Origin of the sequence: Citrobacter tructae (assembly GCF_004684345.1) — a bacterium.
In the GTDB taxonomy this organism is placed as follows: Bacteria; Pseudomonadota; Gammaproteobacteria; order Enterobacterales; family Enterobacteriaceae; genus Citrobacter; species Citrobacter tructae.
Genome location: NZ_CP038468.1, coordinates 45,690 through 59,479 on the forward strand (window position 1 = coordinate 45,690; position 13,790 = coordinate 59,479).

18 protein-coding genes and 2 pseudogenes are annotated in these 13,790 nt (G+C 53.5%); 9 read left to right on the forward strand and 11 right to left on the reverse strand.

From position 1 onward, the window contains the following. Positions 1–417 precede the first annotated feature (417 nt). From E4Z61_RS23790 to tetR(D), 3 genes are read right to left on the reverse strand one after another with little or no spacing between them, the layout of a single operon-like run. On the reverse strand, positions 418–558 hold the full coding sequence (locus E4Z61_RS23790) for a hypothetical protein (RefSeq protein ID WP_001044210.1): 141 nt from the start codon (positions 556–558) through the stop codon (positions 418–420). A gap of 5 nt (positions 559–563) precedes the next feature. Beyond that, positions 564–1,268 (reverse strand): IS6-like element IS26 family transposase, encoded by a 705-nt coding sequence (locus tag E4Z61_RS00265; protein ID WP_001067855.1) that lies wholly within the window; start codon positions 1,266–1,268, stop codon positions 564–566. Positions 1,269–1,314: 46 nt separating this feature from the next. Continuing rightward, positions 1,315–1,923 carry a tetracycline resistance transcriptional repressor TetR(D) gene (tetR(D), locus tag E4Z61_RS00270; protein ID WP_023352616.1) on the reverse strand — a complete coding sequence of 203 codons (609 nt, stop codon included), beginning with the start codon at positions 1,921–1,923 and terminating at the stop codon, positions 1,315–1,317. Positions 1,924–2,018: 95 nt separating this feature from the next. Here tetR(D) and tet(D) point away from each other — a divergent pair, with 95 nt between their 5' ends. The 3 genes and pseudogenes from tet(D) to E4Z61_RS00285 all read left to right on the forward strand — a co-directional run. After that, complete coding sequence (tet(D), locus tag E4Z61_RS00275; RefSeq protein ID WP_001039466.1) at positions 2,019–3,203, forward strand: tetracycline efflux MFS transporter Tet(D); 1,185 nt, start codon at positions 2,019–2,021, stop codon at positions 3,201–3,203. Positions 3,204–3,297: 94 nt separating this feature from the next. Next, a complete protein-coding gene (locus tag E4Z61_RS00280) occupies positions 3,298–4,407 on the forward strand; it encodes an S-(hydroxymethyl)glutathione dehydrogenase/class III alcohol dehydrogenase (protein WP_000842134.1) in 1,110 nt (369 codons plus the stop codon). A 21-nt stretch (positions 4,408–4,428) separates the two neighbouring features. After that, positions 4,429–4,851, forward strand: a pseudogene (locus E4Z61_RS00285) (alpha/beta hydrolase-fold protein); the annotation flags it as partial. A gap of 45 nt (positions 4,852–4,896) precedes the next feature. Here the strand turns inward: E4Z61_RS00285 and E4Z61_RS00295 are convergent. The 6 genes and pseudogenes from E4Z61_RS00295 to E4Z61_RS00315 all read right to left on the reverse strand — a co-directional run bounded on the left by E4Z61_RS00295 (position 4,897) and on the right by E4Z61_RS00315 (position 8,419). After that, positions 4,897–5,601: an IS6-like element IS26 family transposase gene (locus E4Z61_RS00295; RefSeq protein WP_001067855.1), complete on the reverse strand. Its 705-nt coding sequence runs from the start codon at positions 5,599–5,601 to the stop codon at positions 4,897–4,899. Positions 5,602–5,665: 64 nt separating this feature from the next. Beyond that, positions 5,666–5,845: pseudogene (locus tag E4Z61_RS00300) on the reverse strand (ArsR/SmtB family transcription factor); the annotation flags it as partial. A 255-nt stretch (positions 5,846–6,100) separates the two neighbouring features. After that, on the reverse strand, positions 6,101–6,232 hold the full coding sequence (locus E4Z61_RS24240) for a hypothetical protein (protein WP_274608469.1): 132 nt from the start codon (positions 6,230–6,232) through the stop codon (positions 6,101–6,103). Continuing rightward, positions 6,229–6,909: a DUF6884 domain-containing protein gene (locus tag E4Z61_RS00305; protein ID WP_053389730.1), complete on the reverse strand. Its 681-nt coding sequence runs from the start codon at positions 6,907–6,909 to the stop codon at positions 6,229–6,231. The genes E4Z61_RS24240 and E4Z61_RS00305 overlap by 4 nt, the downstream gene beginning before the upstream one ends. Continuing rightward, positions 6,906–8,159 carry a hypothetical protein gene (locus E4Z61_RS00310; protein ID WP_053389731.1) on the reverse strand — a complete coding sequence of 418 codons (1,254 nt, stop codon included), beginning with the start codon at positions 8,157–8,159 and terminating at the stop codon, positions 6,906–6,908. The genes E4Z61_RS00305 and E4Z61_RS00310 overlap by 4 nt, the downstream gene beginning before the upstream one ends. After that, positions 8,159–8,419 carry a hypothetical protein gene (locus E4Z61_RS00315; RefSeq protein ID WP_053389732.1) on the reverse strand — a complete coding sequence of 87 codons (261 nt, stop codon included), beginning with the start codon at positions 8,417–8,419 and terminating at the stop codon, positions 8,159–8,161. The genes E4Z61_RS00310 and E4Z61_RS00315 overlap by 1 nt, the downstream gene beginning before the upstream one ends. A gap of 614 nt (positions 8,420–9,033) precedes the next feature. On the opposite strand from E4Z61_RS00315, the gene E4Z61_RS00325 reads away from it, so the two are divergent. Genes E4Z61_RS00325 through E4Z61_RS00340 form a run of 4 tightly spaced genes read left to right on the forward strand, consistent with a single transcriptional unit; the run spans position 9,034 to position 11,067 of the window. Beyond that, positions 9,034–9,303 (forward strand): hypothetical protein, encoded by a 270-nt coding sequence (locus tag E4Z61_RS00325; protein WP_053389733.1) that lies wholly within the window; start codon positions 9,034–9,036, stop codon positions 9,301–9,303. A gap of 51 nt (positions 9,304–9,354) precedes the next feature. After that, positions 9,355–9,741, forward strand: a complete 387-nt coding sequence (locus E4Z61_RS00330; RefSeq protein WP_053389734.1) for a hypothetical protein — start codon at positions 9,355–9,357, stop codon at positions 9,739–9,741. 11 nt (positions 9,742–9,752) lie between these two features. Next, the gene (locus E4Z61_RS00335) at positions 9,753–10,286 is read left to right on the forward strand and encodes a hypothetical protein (RefSeq protein ID WP_069325153.1); all 534 of its coding nucleotides are present in this window, start codon (positions 9,753–9,755) and stop codon (positions 10,284–10,286) included. Positions 10,287–10,290: 4 nt separating this feature from the next. After that, positions 10,291–11,067: a site-specific integrase gene (locus E4Z61_RS00340; protein WP_053389736.1), complete on the forward strand. Its 777-nt coding sequence runs from the start codon at positions 10,291–10,293 to the stop codon at positions 11,065–11,067. Between the two features lie 93 nt (positions 11,068–11,160). On the opposite strand, the gene E4Z61_RS00345 is transcribed toward E4Z61_RS00340, so the two are convergent. Both E4Z61_RS00345 and E4Z61_RS00350 read right to left on the reverse strand, forming a co-directional pair. Continuing rightward, on the reverse strand, positions 11,161–11,445 hold the full coding sequence (locus E4Z61_RS00345) for a ribbon-helix-helix protein, CopG family (RefSeq protein ID WP_053389737.1): 285 nt from the start codon (positions 11,443–11,445) through the stop codon (positions 11,161–11,163). Positions 11,446–11,492: 47 nt separating this feature from the next. After that, complete coding sequence (locus tag E4Z61_RS00350; protein WP_048227675.1) at positions 11,493–12,146, reverse strand: AAA family ATPase; 654 nt, start codon at positions 12,144–12,146, stop codon at positions 11,493–11,495. A 277-nt stretch (positions 12,147–12,423) separates the two neighbouring features. On the opposite strand from E4Z61_RS00350, the gene parM reads away from it, so the two are divergent. Together parM and E4Z61_RS00360 are read left to right on the forward strand one after the other, a co-directional pair. After that, on the forward strand, positions 12,424–13,395 hold the full coding sequence (gene parM, locus E4Z61_RS00355; RefSeq protein ID WP_048227674.1) for a plasmid segregation protein ParM domain-containing protein: 972 nt from the start codon (positions 12,424–12,426) through the stop codon (positions 13,393–13,395). A 70-nt stretch (positions 13,396–13,465) separates the two neighbouring features. Beyond that, positions 13,466–13,789 (forward strand): plasmid partitioning/stability family protein, encoded by a 324-nt coding sequence (locus E4Z61_RS00360; protein WP_232926361.1) that lies wholly within the window; start codon positions 13,466–13,468, stop codon positions 13,787–13,789. Position 13,790: the final 1 nt, after the last annotated feature.

Here is a 13,790-nt window from a genome sequence, read left to right on the forward strand (position 1 = left end):
GCGATTTATCTTGGCCGGGTCGTTATTGGCGGGTCTAAATGGCCGCTCCGTGGATCTCATCGCCAGAAATGGCGATGCGAGATCCAGGGCAGGGCGGCCGCCATCGTCAGACCTGGCGATGGTCGACGCCGGCGCGCATCGTCGGATGTGGCGATGCGAGCTCGAGGTCGGTGGCCACCGCCGGCGACCTGGTGCCATCGTCGGCAATGGCGATGCTGCAGCTCGACGTGCGCGGCCTGGTCGTCTCGGCATCGTCGGATGCGGCGATGCTCGAGCGAGGCGAAAAAAAACCGCCTCGGGGTGTCCGAGGCGGCAAGTCTGCATGCGGTTCAGGGAGGAAGAAACCGCGCCGGCGATCAGGGAGGAAAACCGCGCGGCCTGATGTGCAGCTCGGCCACTTTAGCCGGATTTTTCGACTTATCCGATGCGAGCGGCCCGCCGTGGGCGCTGCTCGATCTGCTGTTGCTTTTTCTCGACGTGCTTCTGCTCCTGGTGCTGCTGCTCGTCGCGCGGCACTGTTGCAAAGTTAGCGATGAGGCAGCCTTTTGTCTTATTCAAAGGCCTTACATTTCAAAAACTCTGCTTACCAGGCGCATTTCGCCCAGGGGATCACCATAATAAAATGCTGAGGCCTGGCCTTTGCGTAGTGCACGCATCACCTCAATACCTTTGATGGTGGCGTAAGCCGTCTTCATGGATTTAAATCCCAGCGTGGCGCCGATTATCCGTTTCAGTTTGCCATGATCGCATTCAATCACGTTGTTCCGGTACTTAATCTGTCGGTGTTCAACGTCAGACGGGCACCGGCCTTCGCGTTTGAGCAGAGCAAGCGCGCGACCATAGGCGGGCGCTTTATCCGTGTTGATGAATCGCGGGATCTGCCACTTCTTCACGTTGTTGAGGATTTTACCCAGAAACCGGTATGCAGCTTTGCTGTTACGACGGGAGGAGAGATAAAAATCGACAGTGCGGCCCCGGCTGTCGACGGCCCGGTACAGATACGCCCAGCGGCCATTGACCTTCACGTAGGTTTCATCCATGTGCCACGGGCAAAGATCGGAAGGGTTACGCCAGTACCAGCGCAGCCGTTTTTCCATTTCAGGCGCATAACGCTGAACCCAGCGGTAAATCGTGGAGTGATCGACATTCACTCCGCGTTCAGCCAGCATCTCCTGCAGCTCACGGTAACTGATGCCGTATTTGCAGTACCAGCGTACGGCCCACAGAATGATGTCACGCTGAAAATGCCGGCCTTTGAATGGGTTCATGTGCAGCTCCATCAGCAAAAGGGGATGATAAGTTTATCACCACCGACTATTTGCAACAGTGCCCAAACCCCCGGATCAGGCTCTCCAGGCCATGCAGAAAGGCCTGCTCACCATCATCACTGTCCATAATCTGCAGCGCTTCCCGCAATAGCGGCGGCAGGTTTTCGTCCGGTGCTGCAGGGCGGTCGGTCAGGGCGGCAGTATGCTCCTGCTGCTCCAGTACGGCACCAAGGGTAAAATGACTGACCGCTGAAATCGCATATAACCCGTCGCGCAGTGAAAAGCCGTTTTCTGTCATAAAGCGTAACTGGGTTTCCACCGTATCATACTGTTTTTCATCAGGGCGGGTGCCGAGGTGCACTTTTGCCCCGTCACGGTAACGCAGCAGCGCCCGGCGGAAACTCATTGCATTATTGCGCAGAAATGACTGCCAGGATTCCCCCGCCGCAGGCAGTGAATAATCATGATGACGCGCCAGGATCTCCACCGCCAGCGCATCCAGTAACGCCCGTTTATTTTTCACATGCCAGTAAAGTGTCGGCTGTTCTATTCCCAGCTTCTGCGCCAGCTTGCGGGTCGTCAGCCCGTCAATCCCTGTCTCATTCAGCAGTTCCAGTGCCGCATCAATAACCGATTCTCTGTTCAGCCGTGCCATGACCGTCTCCTCCGATTTTCAGATTGACACTCTATCATTGATAGGGATATATTCCAACTCTATCAATGATAGGGAATTAACACAGGATCTGAAAAATGAATAAACCCGCTGTCATCGCGCTGGTGATTACACTGCTGGACGCGATGGGAATTGGTCTGATCATGCCGGTATTACCGTCACTGCTGCGGGAATATCTCCCGGAAGCGGATGTGGCAAACCATTACGGCATTCTGCTGGCGCTGTATGCGGTGATGCAGGTCTGTTTTGCTCCGCTGCTGGGCAGATGGTCAGATAAGCTGGGGCGCAGACCGGTGCTGCTGTTATCCCTGGCGGGTGCCGCGTTTGATTACACACTGCTGGCACTGTCCAATGTGCTGTGGATGTTGTATCTCGGGCGGATTATCTCCGGGATCACTGGTGCCACCGGCGCGGTTGCGGCTTCGGTAGTGGCGGACAGCACGGCGGTCAGCGAGCGTACCGCCTGGTTCGGCCGTCTCGGTGCGGCCTTTGGTGCCGGGCTGATTGCCGGGCCGGCTATCGGCGGACTGGCGGGGGATATCTCACCGCATCTGCCGTTTGTCATTGCGGCAATACTGAATGCCTGCACCTTTCTGATGGTCTTTTTTATCTTTAAACCGGCGGTACAGACAGAAGAAAAACCGGCGGAGCAGAAACAAGAAAGCGCAGGTATCAGCTTTATCACACTGCTTAAACCTCTGGCGCTGTTGCTGTTTGTCTTTTTTACCGCGCAGCTTATCGGGCAGATCCCGGCCACTGTCTGGGTATTGTTTACGGAGAGCCGCTTTGCCTGGGACAGCGCGGCGGTCGGTTTTTCACTGGCGGGACTCGGGGCGATGCATGCACTGTTTCAGGCGGTGGTTGCCGGGGCGCTGGCAAAACGGCTGAGTGAGAAAACCATTATTTTCGCCGGATTTATTGCCGATGCCACCGCGTTTTTACTGATGTCTGCTATCACTTCCGGATGGATGGTGTATCCGGTCCTGATCCTGCTGGCAGGCGGCGGAATTGCACTGCCTGCATTGCAGGGCATTATCTCTGCCGGGGCATCGGCGGCAAATCAGGGAAAACTACAGGGTGTGCTGGTCAGCCTGACCAATCTGACCGGCGTGGCGGGCCCGCTGCTGTTTGCTTTTATTTTCAGTCAGACACAGCAGAGTGCGGACGGTACGGTGTGGCTGATTGGCACGGCACTGTACGGTCTGCTGCTGGCAATCTGTCTGCTGATCAGAAAACCGGCACCGGTGGCGGCCACCTGCTGACCGGCGCTATACAGGCAGCGCTGTTGTGCGGTATGGTGGACGGCATTCGTGCTTATCGCCTGCCATGATAAGCCTCAGACACAGAGGAACCGTTATGAAATCACGCGCAGCAGTCGCCTTCGGGCCGGGTTTACCCCTTGAAATTGTTGAAATTGATGTGGCACCGCCGAAGAAAGGTGAAGTGCTGGTGAAAATCAGTCACACCGGGGTATGCCATACCGATGCCTACACGCTTTCCGGTGATGATCCGGAAGGTCTGTTCCCGGTGGTGCTCGGCCATGAAGGTGCCGGGGTGGTGGTTGAGGTCGGTGAGGGCGTGACCAGTGTGAAACCGGGCGACCATGTGATCCCGCTGTACACCGCCGAGTGCGGCGAGTGTGATTTCTGTACCTCCGGTAAAACCAACCTCTGTGTTGCCGTCCGCGAAACCCAGGGCAAAGGCGTGATGCCGGACGGCACCAGCCGTTTTTCGTATAACGGTCAGCCGCTCTATCACTATATGGGCTGCTCGACATTCAGCGAATATACCGTTGTGGCGGAAGTATCACTGGCGAAAATCAATCCGCAGGCCAATGCGGAGCAGGTTTGCCTGCTCGGCTGCGGCGTGACCACCGGGATCGGCGCGGTACACAATACCGCGAAGGTACAGGAAGGGGATTCTGTGGCGGTATTCGGCCTCGGCGGTATCGGGCTGGCCGTGGTGCAGGGCGCACGTCAGGCAAAAGCGGGGCGCATCTTTGCCATCGATACCAATCCATCCAAGTTTGAGCTGGCAAAACAGTTCGGCGCCACAGACTGCATTAATCCCAATGATTATGACAAACCTGTTCAGCAGGTGCTGGTCGAAATGACCAAATGGGGTGTGGATCATACCTTTGAATGTATCGGCAATGTCAATGTGATGCGGTCGGCGCTGGAAAGTGCGCACCGTGGCTGGGGGCAGTCGGTAATTATCGGGGTGGCGGGTGCCGGAAAAGAGATTTCAACCCGTCCGTTCCAGCTGGTGACCGGCCGGGTCTGGAAAGGCACGGCGTTCGGCGGCGTGAAAGGGCGTACCCAGTTGCCGGGAATGGTGGAAGATGCCATGAGCGGCAAAATCGAGCTGGCGCCGTTTGTCACGCACACCATGGAACTGGATAAAATCAATGAAGCTTTTGATTTGATGCACGACGGCAAATCCATCCGCACAGTCATTCATTACTGATAACGTATTCAGGGAGATACTATGGAACGGATTGAACATCACGTCTGTTTCGGCGGCAGCCAGGAAGTCTGGCGTCACCACTCTGCGGTGACCGGCACGCCGATGACTTTTTCCGTGTTTCTGCCGCCGCAGGCAAAAACAGAGAAATGTCCTGTGCTGTACTGGCTTTCCGGGCTGACCTGCAACGAGCAGAATTTTATCACCAAAGCCGGGGCACAGCGTTACGCAGCGGAACACGGCCTGGTGATTGTCGCGCCGGATACCAGTCCGCGCGGCAGTCAGGTGGCGGATGATAAAGAGTACGATCTCGGCCAGGGTGCCGGGTTTTATGTCAATGCCACACAGGAGCCGTGGAAAGCGCATTATCAGATGTATGATTATATTCTGAATGAGCTGCACACCCTGGTAAGCGGGCATTTCGGCACATCGGAAAAACGGGCACTGTTGCAAAGTTAGCGATGAGGCAGCCTTTTGTCTTATTCAAAGGCCTTACATTTCAAAAACTCTGCTTACCAGGCGCATTTCGCCCAGGGGATCACCATAATAAAATGCTGAGGCCTGGCCTTTGCGTAGTGCACGCATCACCTCAATACCTTTGATGGTGGCGTAAGCCGTCTTCATGGATTTAAATCCCAGCGTGGCGCCGATTATCCGTTTCAGTTTGCCATGATCGCATTCAATCACGTTGTTCCGGTACTTAATCTGTCGGTGTTCAACGTCAGACGGGCACCGGCCTTCGCGTTTGAGCAGAGCAAGCGCGCGACCATAGGCGGGCGCTTTATCCGTGTTGATGAATCGCGGGATCTGCCACTTCTTCACGTTGTTGAGGATTTTACCCAGAAACCGGTATGCAGCTTTGCTGTTACGACGGGAGGAGAGATAAAAATCGACAGTGCGGCCCCGGCTGTCGACGGCCCGGTACAGATACGCCCAGCGGCCATTGACCTTCACGTAGGTTTCATCCATGTGCCACGGGCAAAGATCGGAAGGGTTACGCCAGTACCAGCGCAGCCGTTTTTCCATTTCAGGCGCATAACGCTGAACCCAGCGGTAAATCGTGGAGTGATCGACATTCACTCCGCGTTCAGCCAGCATCTCCTGCAGCTCACGGTAACTGATGCCGTATTTGCAGTACCAGCGTACGGCCCACAGAATGATGTCACGCTGAAAATGCCGGCCTTTGAATGGGTTCATGTGCAGCTCCATCAGCAAAAGGGGATGATAAGTTTATCACCACCGACTATTTGCAACAGTGCCGTCCAGCGGATATCAGCGCTGAAAGATGATGGCTGAGCGTGGAGGCAGGAATCTCAAGGTGCTTCTGCAGTTCGCCAACCGGCAGGCCTTCATGACCCGCCCTGACCAGCTCCCGGTATATGCTGAGACGTGTCGGGTGGCCCAGTTCTCGAAGTGCGTTTGCAGCAGTGTTTAAATCCATAATACCTCCTTTATCTATATTTCCAGAATAATAGAAATATAGCCTGCGTCAATCGTTTCTGCCGTGAGGGTACCGCTTTCCCAATCATGCTCTGTCCGCCAGGTTATGGGGGGCAGAGCCAGAGCACTACCGAAATCCTTGCGAATACCCGTGCAGGGAATAATTTCCGCCCCCTTTATGGCCGGAAAAAAAACTGATAAACGTCGCCTTTTCAGAAGGTTGCTTTCTTAACGTGGTTTTTCGCATGGTTGGACCTCAGACCCCGTTCCCTGTTTCAAGAATCTCAACGGTATCTCCATCCAGCACGCGCACAACCCTGCCGCTGACATCCGCGCTGGCAGAAAACGTCAGAACGATCATAACTATTGAACATAACAGGCGGATCATGCATATACCTCATGTGCTGTTCTGCTGCGATCTTCCTCATTACCAATCAACTGCACGGCATAACTAATATTTAATCCTGTCATGTTGGTATTCAGCCCCTTCATCATTCCTGCGCTCGTATACCGGACACTGTCCTTCAGGCTGCCCTGATAGCCTTTTGAGGTGACAACCGTCAACTGTTCAGGTGCTCGTAGCGTGTACCTTCCCGCGAGAAGGTCTGATTCCACGGCACGCAGGTATACTGGGGAGGCCGCCACTACAAACCGATCGTCAGGCCTTGTCTGCATCAGCATTTTCAGGGAGGTACACCGTCGTTCCGAAAGTGGACGTGTTGTCAGTCGTTCCCAGTGAGTGCGATGGCAGAACGGCATCGAGGAAAATGTCGCCTCATACGGGACCACGGGATCAGAGGCATGTAGTAGCCCCAGGCCAGCTGAAATCACCCACATTTCGGCACCGTTTCGCGCCGCAGCTGCAACTGCCCTGCACCAGTGCTGGCCCGTATACAGTTCGCCGGCGGTCATGGGGGGCGATCCGCGACGGGCCTGCGCCAGTCTTTCCATCCAGAGCCCGTAAGCTCTCTCCACGTCACGTTCATCCGGAAAGACCGCATCACCTGCAGGCACGGTTTTGCGGCGCGTGCAGGTTACAATCAAATGGACGTTGCCTGTGCTCATGACGGCGTCCCCGCGCTGTGGTTGTTCCAGACGATCACCGTGGCCAGATGTTCCGCCACCTCCTGCCCCGTGTAGCCGGCCAGGATCGCCAACGCCCGGGCGCCTGCGTCACGGGACAGCGGACTGCAGAACCCGAATCCGTCTGTAATCAGGAGCCACTGCAGACGGTCAGTCCAGCGCTCGCCGGGTTGGCGGACCGGTGAAAACACAATCTCAGTCAGCTGCTCGCGGTTGCAGTACAGCTGTCGCTGTTCCAGTTCATCCAGCAGGCTGTTCAGCTCGCGCCGGTCATATTCTTCCTGACTCATCAGCGGCCAGCGGATAAGGCGGATGAGGCGGGAAGCCTGGTCCGGCGTGAACCCGAATCCGTCCAGCAACTCTGTCAGCAGCGGGCCGGCATCCTCTTCATACCGATCCGAACGAAGGGCACCAGGGGTCCCTTCCACCGTTTTCGCCAGTGCCAGAAAACGTTCCTGTAGCGGTTGTTCCTTATTACGCCTGCCGGGCTTCACTGCGTTAAGGTGCTCCGGGTTTGTGGCGGACAGCCCCTGCACATCGTATTGTCGCAGTGCCCTCAGCAGGTACCGGTACCAGGTTTCCGTCGTGTCTGCAGCCTGCCCGCCGGGAAACTCAGCCCCTTTCAGTGAAGGTGTACCCTGTTCCGGCGCGGTGCTTTCGTTGATCTGCAGGCGGATATCAATGCCGGCATCGTGACAGGCCTGTAACCACTCAGCCACCTGCAGGGGGTCGCCTTCCTGTCGCATCACTTGCCCGGCCGTGTTCCACAGCTGCAGGCAGGTGGTGCCGTCGAGACGGATAACGTAGTCGCCCCGGCACGCCAGGTGCCAGCGACCGTCCAGCTCCACCGGCCGGTCGTCACCGAACCTGTCAGACTCGTATACCGGTTTTATCCGGACCAGGGGCAGAACCCGGATCTCCGTCGTGCGTTGCTCCGCCAGGACACGCGCCTGTTCGTCAGCCAGAAGCGGAGCGGCCAGCGCACGGCCGGCGTCCGTCAGCTCGACGGCCAGCTGCAGGTTCGGGGCGCGCAGGGTGCGCAGCCAGCCTGCGGCCTCCATACGCCGGCAGGAGGCGCGCAGGTTCGGCCCGTACACCGGGGCGTCCCCGCCCTGCTCCAGCATCCGCTCAATATCCCGCGTGGCCACCGGTCCCGGACGTTTCGCATCGAGGGCGGCCAGCACAATCAGCACCCGCCGCTGCAGCGGCGATGGTCGGCGTGTCTTAGTCATTACTTATCCGTCTCTGGCCAGATGAGCTTTCTGAGACGCTGATGATCGGCGTCGATGAGCGCTTTGGTTTGTTCGTAATTTTTCATTGGCGCACCAGTAATGGCCAGTTCATACCAGAATCCCAGAAGGGTGCTGGCCTTACTCGATTCGCTGATGTATTTGGCGCCCTGGCTGTCCAGCTCGCATTCACGGATACGTTCTTCCGCTATCCGGGTCAGTTGCTCATAGCTGAGTGAAAAATTCACTTCTTTCTCATCCATCCTGCACGCTCCGTCTGAAAATGTCGCTTGAGTAAAAAAATCATATCATGAGTGATTTTCTACTCTGTGTGCAATAATCATATTAGATATGGTTATATGATTAATGATAAATATCAAATCTGATATGATTTTATGTATTTTGTTTAATTATCATATTCTTTACGGGTTTCCCACCGTGCAGATCCGAAAATTGTCTGTTCCGGATCTTCTCTCCGGCCTCCGGCGCGCAGCGGCGCAGAAACACAACATGTGCCATGCCATCAGCTGCGTTTTCTTCTATATGTTGTGTTTATCCCCTTCCCCGTGATCCGTCGCGCAGGGGCAGATATTGCCGCTTTGCTTATTTCGTGTGCGTGGTACACTTCCGGAAACTGTTAAATACGCAATAAATCGGATCACACCGAAACGGCCATCCGGTAATTTAACGGCGTGGCTATATGCCTGCTCATTATCCTCTTATAAATGATGACGGCAGGGGAAAATCATCCGGGTGACAGACGCAGGGTTGTGCGCAGACAGATCTGCCGCCCGTAATAATTACTCTGAGTGACTATTTTATGTGTAAACGATGTACTGCTGGTCGAACTGGTAACAGGACATTACTGGAAATAAGAATGGCTCTTGGTATCCCAAACAGCACTCCATTATGGATTAGGGATTTAGAATATCCGGTTAATCCGCGTTACCTGGTGAATTCATACGGTTTTGTTATTGCTATCCAGGAGCCAGACTGCGAATTCTGGCATCTAAGAGAGTTAAGCGACGTTTCTGATGTCAAGGATGGTTGTCTTCCCGATAAGGGGGAATTTGATGAAAAGCTGGCTGATGTTGGTGACACAATGCTGTATGACATTCGGCCTGACTTCTGGGCAAGCTTCAGATAGAAGCATTAACAGAGGGTAAGGCGGGATTTCTCAATAATAAAGGAACACTGGATGGAAAAGTTTAAGTTTGATCTGGAGACATTTGTTACCGACACGGAAGAGCAGGATTTCAGTCTTGACCAGCAGACGCTGAATGAACTGGCTGCCATGCGTCCACTTTACCCCGAACTGGCCCACTGGACCCGCTTTGCGTTTTTTGTGGCCTGGGGGGCTTACTCGCAGGACATTTACGCCATCAGTTGGGTGTACTGGCTGACCCGGAAGCGGGATGAGGGTTTTCTGGCCTACTGCTATGCCTGCCAGCGCTGGCCGGCGTTTGATTTTGGCGGGACTGGGCTGTATGACGACGATATTCAGGAACTGGCAGCGCAACATCCCTGGAATTGTTCTCCGCTGCCGCCGGCTCCCGGTTGGTTACCCGCCGCATATAAACTATAACGAGGAGCAACATGACAGTGTCAACATGGGATGGAATGGCTCTTGCCGATATTCCTGCTGATTATTTTGACGAACCTTTTGAAACGTGGACGGGTAAACTGCCGGTCCTGGTGCTTGCGTCGACTCGGACAGTACCGGTCAGCACCAACCGTCAGTGGCGGCTGGCCTCCGCATCCTGTGGCGGACACCGGGAGGATATCTTCCCTGCGGCGGTGCTGCAGCTGGATATCTGTCAGGAAATGGCCGGCGTGGTCAGGGGGATCGCCGATTCTGCTTTTACTGATGAGTATCTGGGGTATTTTGAGTCACTGCCTGAAGCAGAACGCCGGTCCATACTGTCTGATTATTCCCGGTATCTGGGAGCGGCAGGTCTCACATGCAGTGAAGATAATCTGTCGCTGTTCAGCCAGGATTTATATCCTCTGGACGCGACCCCCGCGAACCTGCACAGGCTGTCTTCTTCTGCCAGTGAGGCGGAGCTTGAACGTTGCCGCGACGGCCTGGTGATGTTTATTATCGGCCCTTCAGATTTTCCGGGGTGTTAAAGCAATGAGTCATCTCATGCCGGTCACTCAAACCAATGTTCCTGCAGCACAGCTACCTGTGGCCATCGATTACCCGGCGGCTCTGGCCCTGCGTCAGATGGCGATCGTCCAGGACGAACTGCCGAAGTATCTGCTGGCGCCGGAAGTAAGCGCCCTACTCCATTATGTCCCCGATCTGCACCGCAAGATGTTGCTGGCCACGCTGTGGAATACCGGCGCGCGCATTAACGAAGCGCTGGCGCTGACCCGGAGTGATTTTTCGCTGGCGCCACCCTACCCGTTTGTGCAGCTGGCCACCCTGAAACAGCGGGCAGAAAAGGCGGCCAGAACAGCAGGAAGAATGCCTGCTGGCAGCCAGGCTCATCGCCTGGTGCCGCTGTCAGATAAACAGTACGTCAGTCAGCTGGAGATGATGGTGGCCACGCTGAAAATTCCCCTCGAGCGCCGAAATAAACGTACTGGCAGAACAGAGAAAGCACGCATCTGGGAAATTACGGACCGCACCGTCAGAACCTGGCTGAGTGAAGCGGTTGAATCCGCTGCGGCCGACGGTGTGACATTCTCGGTAGCGGTGACTCCACATACTTTTCGGCATTCCTATGCCATGCATATGCTGTACAACGGTATTCCGCTGAAGGTGCTGCAGAGTCTGATGGGGCATAAGAGTATCAGTTCAACGGAGGTCTACACGAAGGTGTTTGCACTCGATGTGGCGGCACGGCACCGGGTACAGTTTCAGATGTCCGGGGCTGAGGCTGTTGCGATGATAAAAAAAATCTAAGATAGCAGTAAGATTCAGAAAAGATTGATTTGATGTTGTTTTAATATTAAAACAACATCAAATTGAAATTGCTTTCATTGTGTTTTAATGTTTTTAGTCGCTGATTTTCTTCTTGCCAGCAATTTGCAAACCATAGTCCAGTATGTTTATGCATGACATATTAATGAAAGCAGCGCGCGATTGCCCGTTCTCTGCAGCTGCTTCATCTATACGCTTAATCAGTTCAGGGTCCATCGTGATTGTGATCTGCTGTTTTTTACCTTTAACAACTCCCTTCGACGCGGGGAGTTTTGCATCGGGGGCTGAGTTTATGAAGTTTTCTACTGCCTCATTATTTGAAACAGATTGCTGGTTTTTGGGTTTTTTTTGGAGCGCCATTTCATATCACCTATACATTACTTTAATATTATTTTGATTGCATTTAACTATTCAAATAGTGTTGATATGAGAGTATCTAGCTCTTGCACTGCAATCTTTTCATGCGAACGTAATTTCAGTTCACTCACGGTCCTTCCACTGCCTGCAGCATTGGCGTAGACTTTTCTTTGATAGATGACTTTGTCGAGGATTGGGATGTCCTCTTTGTACTCTTCCATCATTTCCAGCATATCTCTGTTGTAGGAGGATCTGGCTTGAGTATCTGCTTTGTTCAAAAGCGAATAGCAGACCAACCCATCTCTTATGCTCCGCGCTTCTTTGATTAGTTCGGCGTTGGCATCCATAGCCCAAGCTTCGAAACTTCCCGGTGCTGAAGGGACTAAAAGGACGTCTGTGATTGTCAGAGCTGCCCTCATAGCAGTGGAGTCTCGGCCCCCACATTCGATGATGATATCGTCAAAGTTATCTTTCTGTTGTAAAACCTGGCTCCTTAATACCGGACCTTCAGGGTAATGCGAGCAAGCAATACCTGGCTCAACACCGTCCTCTGAACGAACCAAAATAGCTGTTTGCGACGAACCCTGTTTATCACCATCGACTAACCAAACTTTTTTCCCCTGAAGGGCTCTTTTTACGGCAATGTTGACCGCGAGCGTAGACTTACCTACGCCACCTTTTGTGTTAGCTATCGTAAGTATCATTGCAATCCCTTTTTAATATTAAAACAATATCATGATGATAGTTTTTTTGGCTGTCATGTCAACCGATAGCGATGCTTTTTGGTGAAAGTTACCTCAACTCAGTATGATATTAAAGTAATATTAAAATAATGTGTTTTCGATGTTCAAATGATTTGATTATGAGTTTGTTTTGATATTATCATGTTCGAAGGGACTCAAAGTGAGTAGTTGCACTGCCGTGAGAATAATTGTTAATACTCACTTTGAGTGTTATCGATATCTGGGCTAAGGAATGACAATGAATATTTTCTGTGACGACGGATCAACAAACGTAAAACTTGCCTGGTATGCCGGGAAAAAGCTGCAGACGTCAGTATCTGCGAACTCGTTCCGTACCGGCTGGAAGGTAGAGGGGCTGGGAAATCGACAGACTTTTAACTATGAGCTCGATGGCAAGAAGTACACCTATGATGAAGTCAGCAATCAGTCCATCCTGACGACTCATATTGAGTATCAGTACACGGATGTGAATGTTCTGGCTGTACATCATGCATTACTTAACAGCGGGCTGAAGCCACAGGCTGTTTCACTGACGGTGACACTGCCTATCAGTGAGTTCTATACAAAAGAATGCCAGAAGAATGAGCTCAACATTCAGCGCAAGATCGACAACCTTATGCGGCCGGTAAAACTGAATAAAGGTGAGACGTTCAGTATTGAACACGTTGAAGTTATGCCGGAATCCCTGCCTGCCGTGTTTACCCGTCTGGTAAAAGACAGTGTCGGGCCTTACGAGAAATCGCTGGTAATCGACCTTGGCGGGACGACTCTAGATGTTGGCGTCATTGTCGGGCAGTTTGATGCGGTCAGTGCCATTCATGGTAATTCGGATATTGGTGTGTCAATGGTCACTCAGAGTGCCCTCAGTGCGCTTCGTATGGCTTCAAGTGATACCAGTGCCATGGTGGCTGATGAATTGATAAAACACCGCCACGATATGGATTTTGTCCGTCAGGTGATTAATGACGAGAGCAAAATCCCACTGGTGATGGATACCATTGAAAGCGCAATCGCCAGTCTGGGGGCTCGGGTGGTGGATGACCTTGCCGATTTCCGTCATGTAAACCGGGTTTATATTGTCGGTGGTGGTGCACCGCTTATCGAAACGGCAGTCCAGGCGGCATGGCAACATCTGGGCCCGAAAGTGGTTATGATGGCCTCTCCACAGACCGCACTGGTAGAAGCGATCGCCGTATTTAAAGGGGAGTAATGAAGTGAGTGAGGAACGGAAAAAATTCACGTTATATCTGCATCCTGAGAAGGATGCAGACAGACAGGCTCTGGAAGTCATTGAAGCCGTTCCCCGTTCTACCCGGGGCGAGTTGTTCCGGAATGCGTTTATTTCCGGAATGGCTCTGCAGCAACTGGATCCTAGATTACCCGCGCTTCTGGCCGCGATGCTGAACAAGGAGTTTACAGCTGACCAGTTGACCGGGCTGCTCAGCCAGACCACCGGATGGAAACCTACGCAGGCTGATATTCGCTCAGTGCTTCAGGAACTGGGAGCTGGGCAGTTTACCCCTGCAATCAAGCCCGAAGTCGTAGAGGATGATGAGCAGCAGCGACTGGAAGAAGCCCGAGAAAAAATGAAGAGCTTTCTCTGAT

Coding starts and splice junctions, on each gene's coding strand:
- E4Z61_RS00265 (WP_001067855.1), bottom strand. CDS start 1,268: ATGAACCCATTCAAAGGCCGGCATTTTCAGCGTGACATCATTCTGTGG.
- E4Z61_RS00280 (WP_000842134.1), top strand. CDS start 3,298: ATGAAATCACGCGCAGCAGTCGCCTTCGGGCCGGGTTTACCCCTTGAA.
- E4Z61_RS00295 (WP_001067855.1), bottom strand. CDS start 5,601: ATGAACCCATTCAAAGGCCGGCATTTTCAGCGTGACATCATTCTGTGG.
- E4Z61_RS24240 (WP_274608469.1), bottom strand. CDS start 6,232: ATGATCCGCCTGTTATGTTCAATAGTTATGATCGTTCTGACGTTTTCT.
- E4Z61_RS00305 (WP_053389730.1), bottom strand. CDS start 6,909: ATGAGCACAGGCAACGTCCATTTGATTGTAACCTGCACGCGCCGCAAA.
- E4Z61_RS00310 (WP_053389731.1), bottom strand. CDS start 8,159: ATGACTAAGACACGCCGACCATCGCCGCTGCAGCGGCGGGTGCTGATT.
- E4Z61_RS00315 (WP_053389732.1), bottom strand. CDS start 8,419: ATGGATGAGAAAGAAGTGAATTTTTCACTCAGCTATGAGCAACTGACC.
- E4Z61_RS00325 (WP_053389733.1), top strand. CDS start 9,034: ATGGCTCTTGGTATCCCAAACAGCACTCCATTATGGATTAGGGATTTA.
- E4Z61_RS00330 (WP_053389734.1), top strand. CDS start 9,355: ATGGAAAAGTTTAAGTTTGATCTGGAGACATTTGTTACCGACACGGAA.
- E4Z61_RS00335 (WP_069325153.1), top strand. CDS start 9,753: ATGACAGTGTCAACATGGGATGGAATGGCTCTTGCCGATATTCCTGCT.
- E4Z61_RS00340 (WP_053389736.1), top strand. CDS start 10,291: ATGAGTCATCTCATGCCGGTCACTCAAACCAATGTTCCTGCAGCACAG.
- E4Z61_RS00345 (WP_053389737.1), bottom strand. CDS start 11,445: ATGGCGCTCCAAAAAAAACCCAAAAACCAGCAATCTGTTTCAAATAAT.
- E4Z61_RS00350 (WP_048227675.1), bottom strand. CDS start 12,146: ATGATACTTACGATAGCTAACACAAAAGGTGGCGTAGGTAAGTCTACG.
- parM (WP_048227674.1), top strand. CDS start 12,424: ATGAATATTTTCTGTGACGACGGATCAACAAACGTAAAACTTGCCTGG.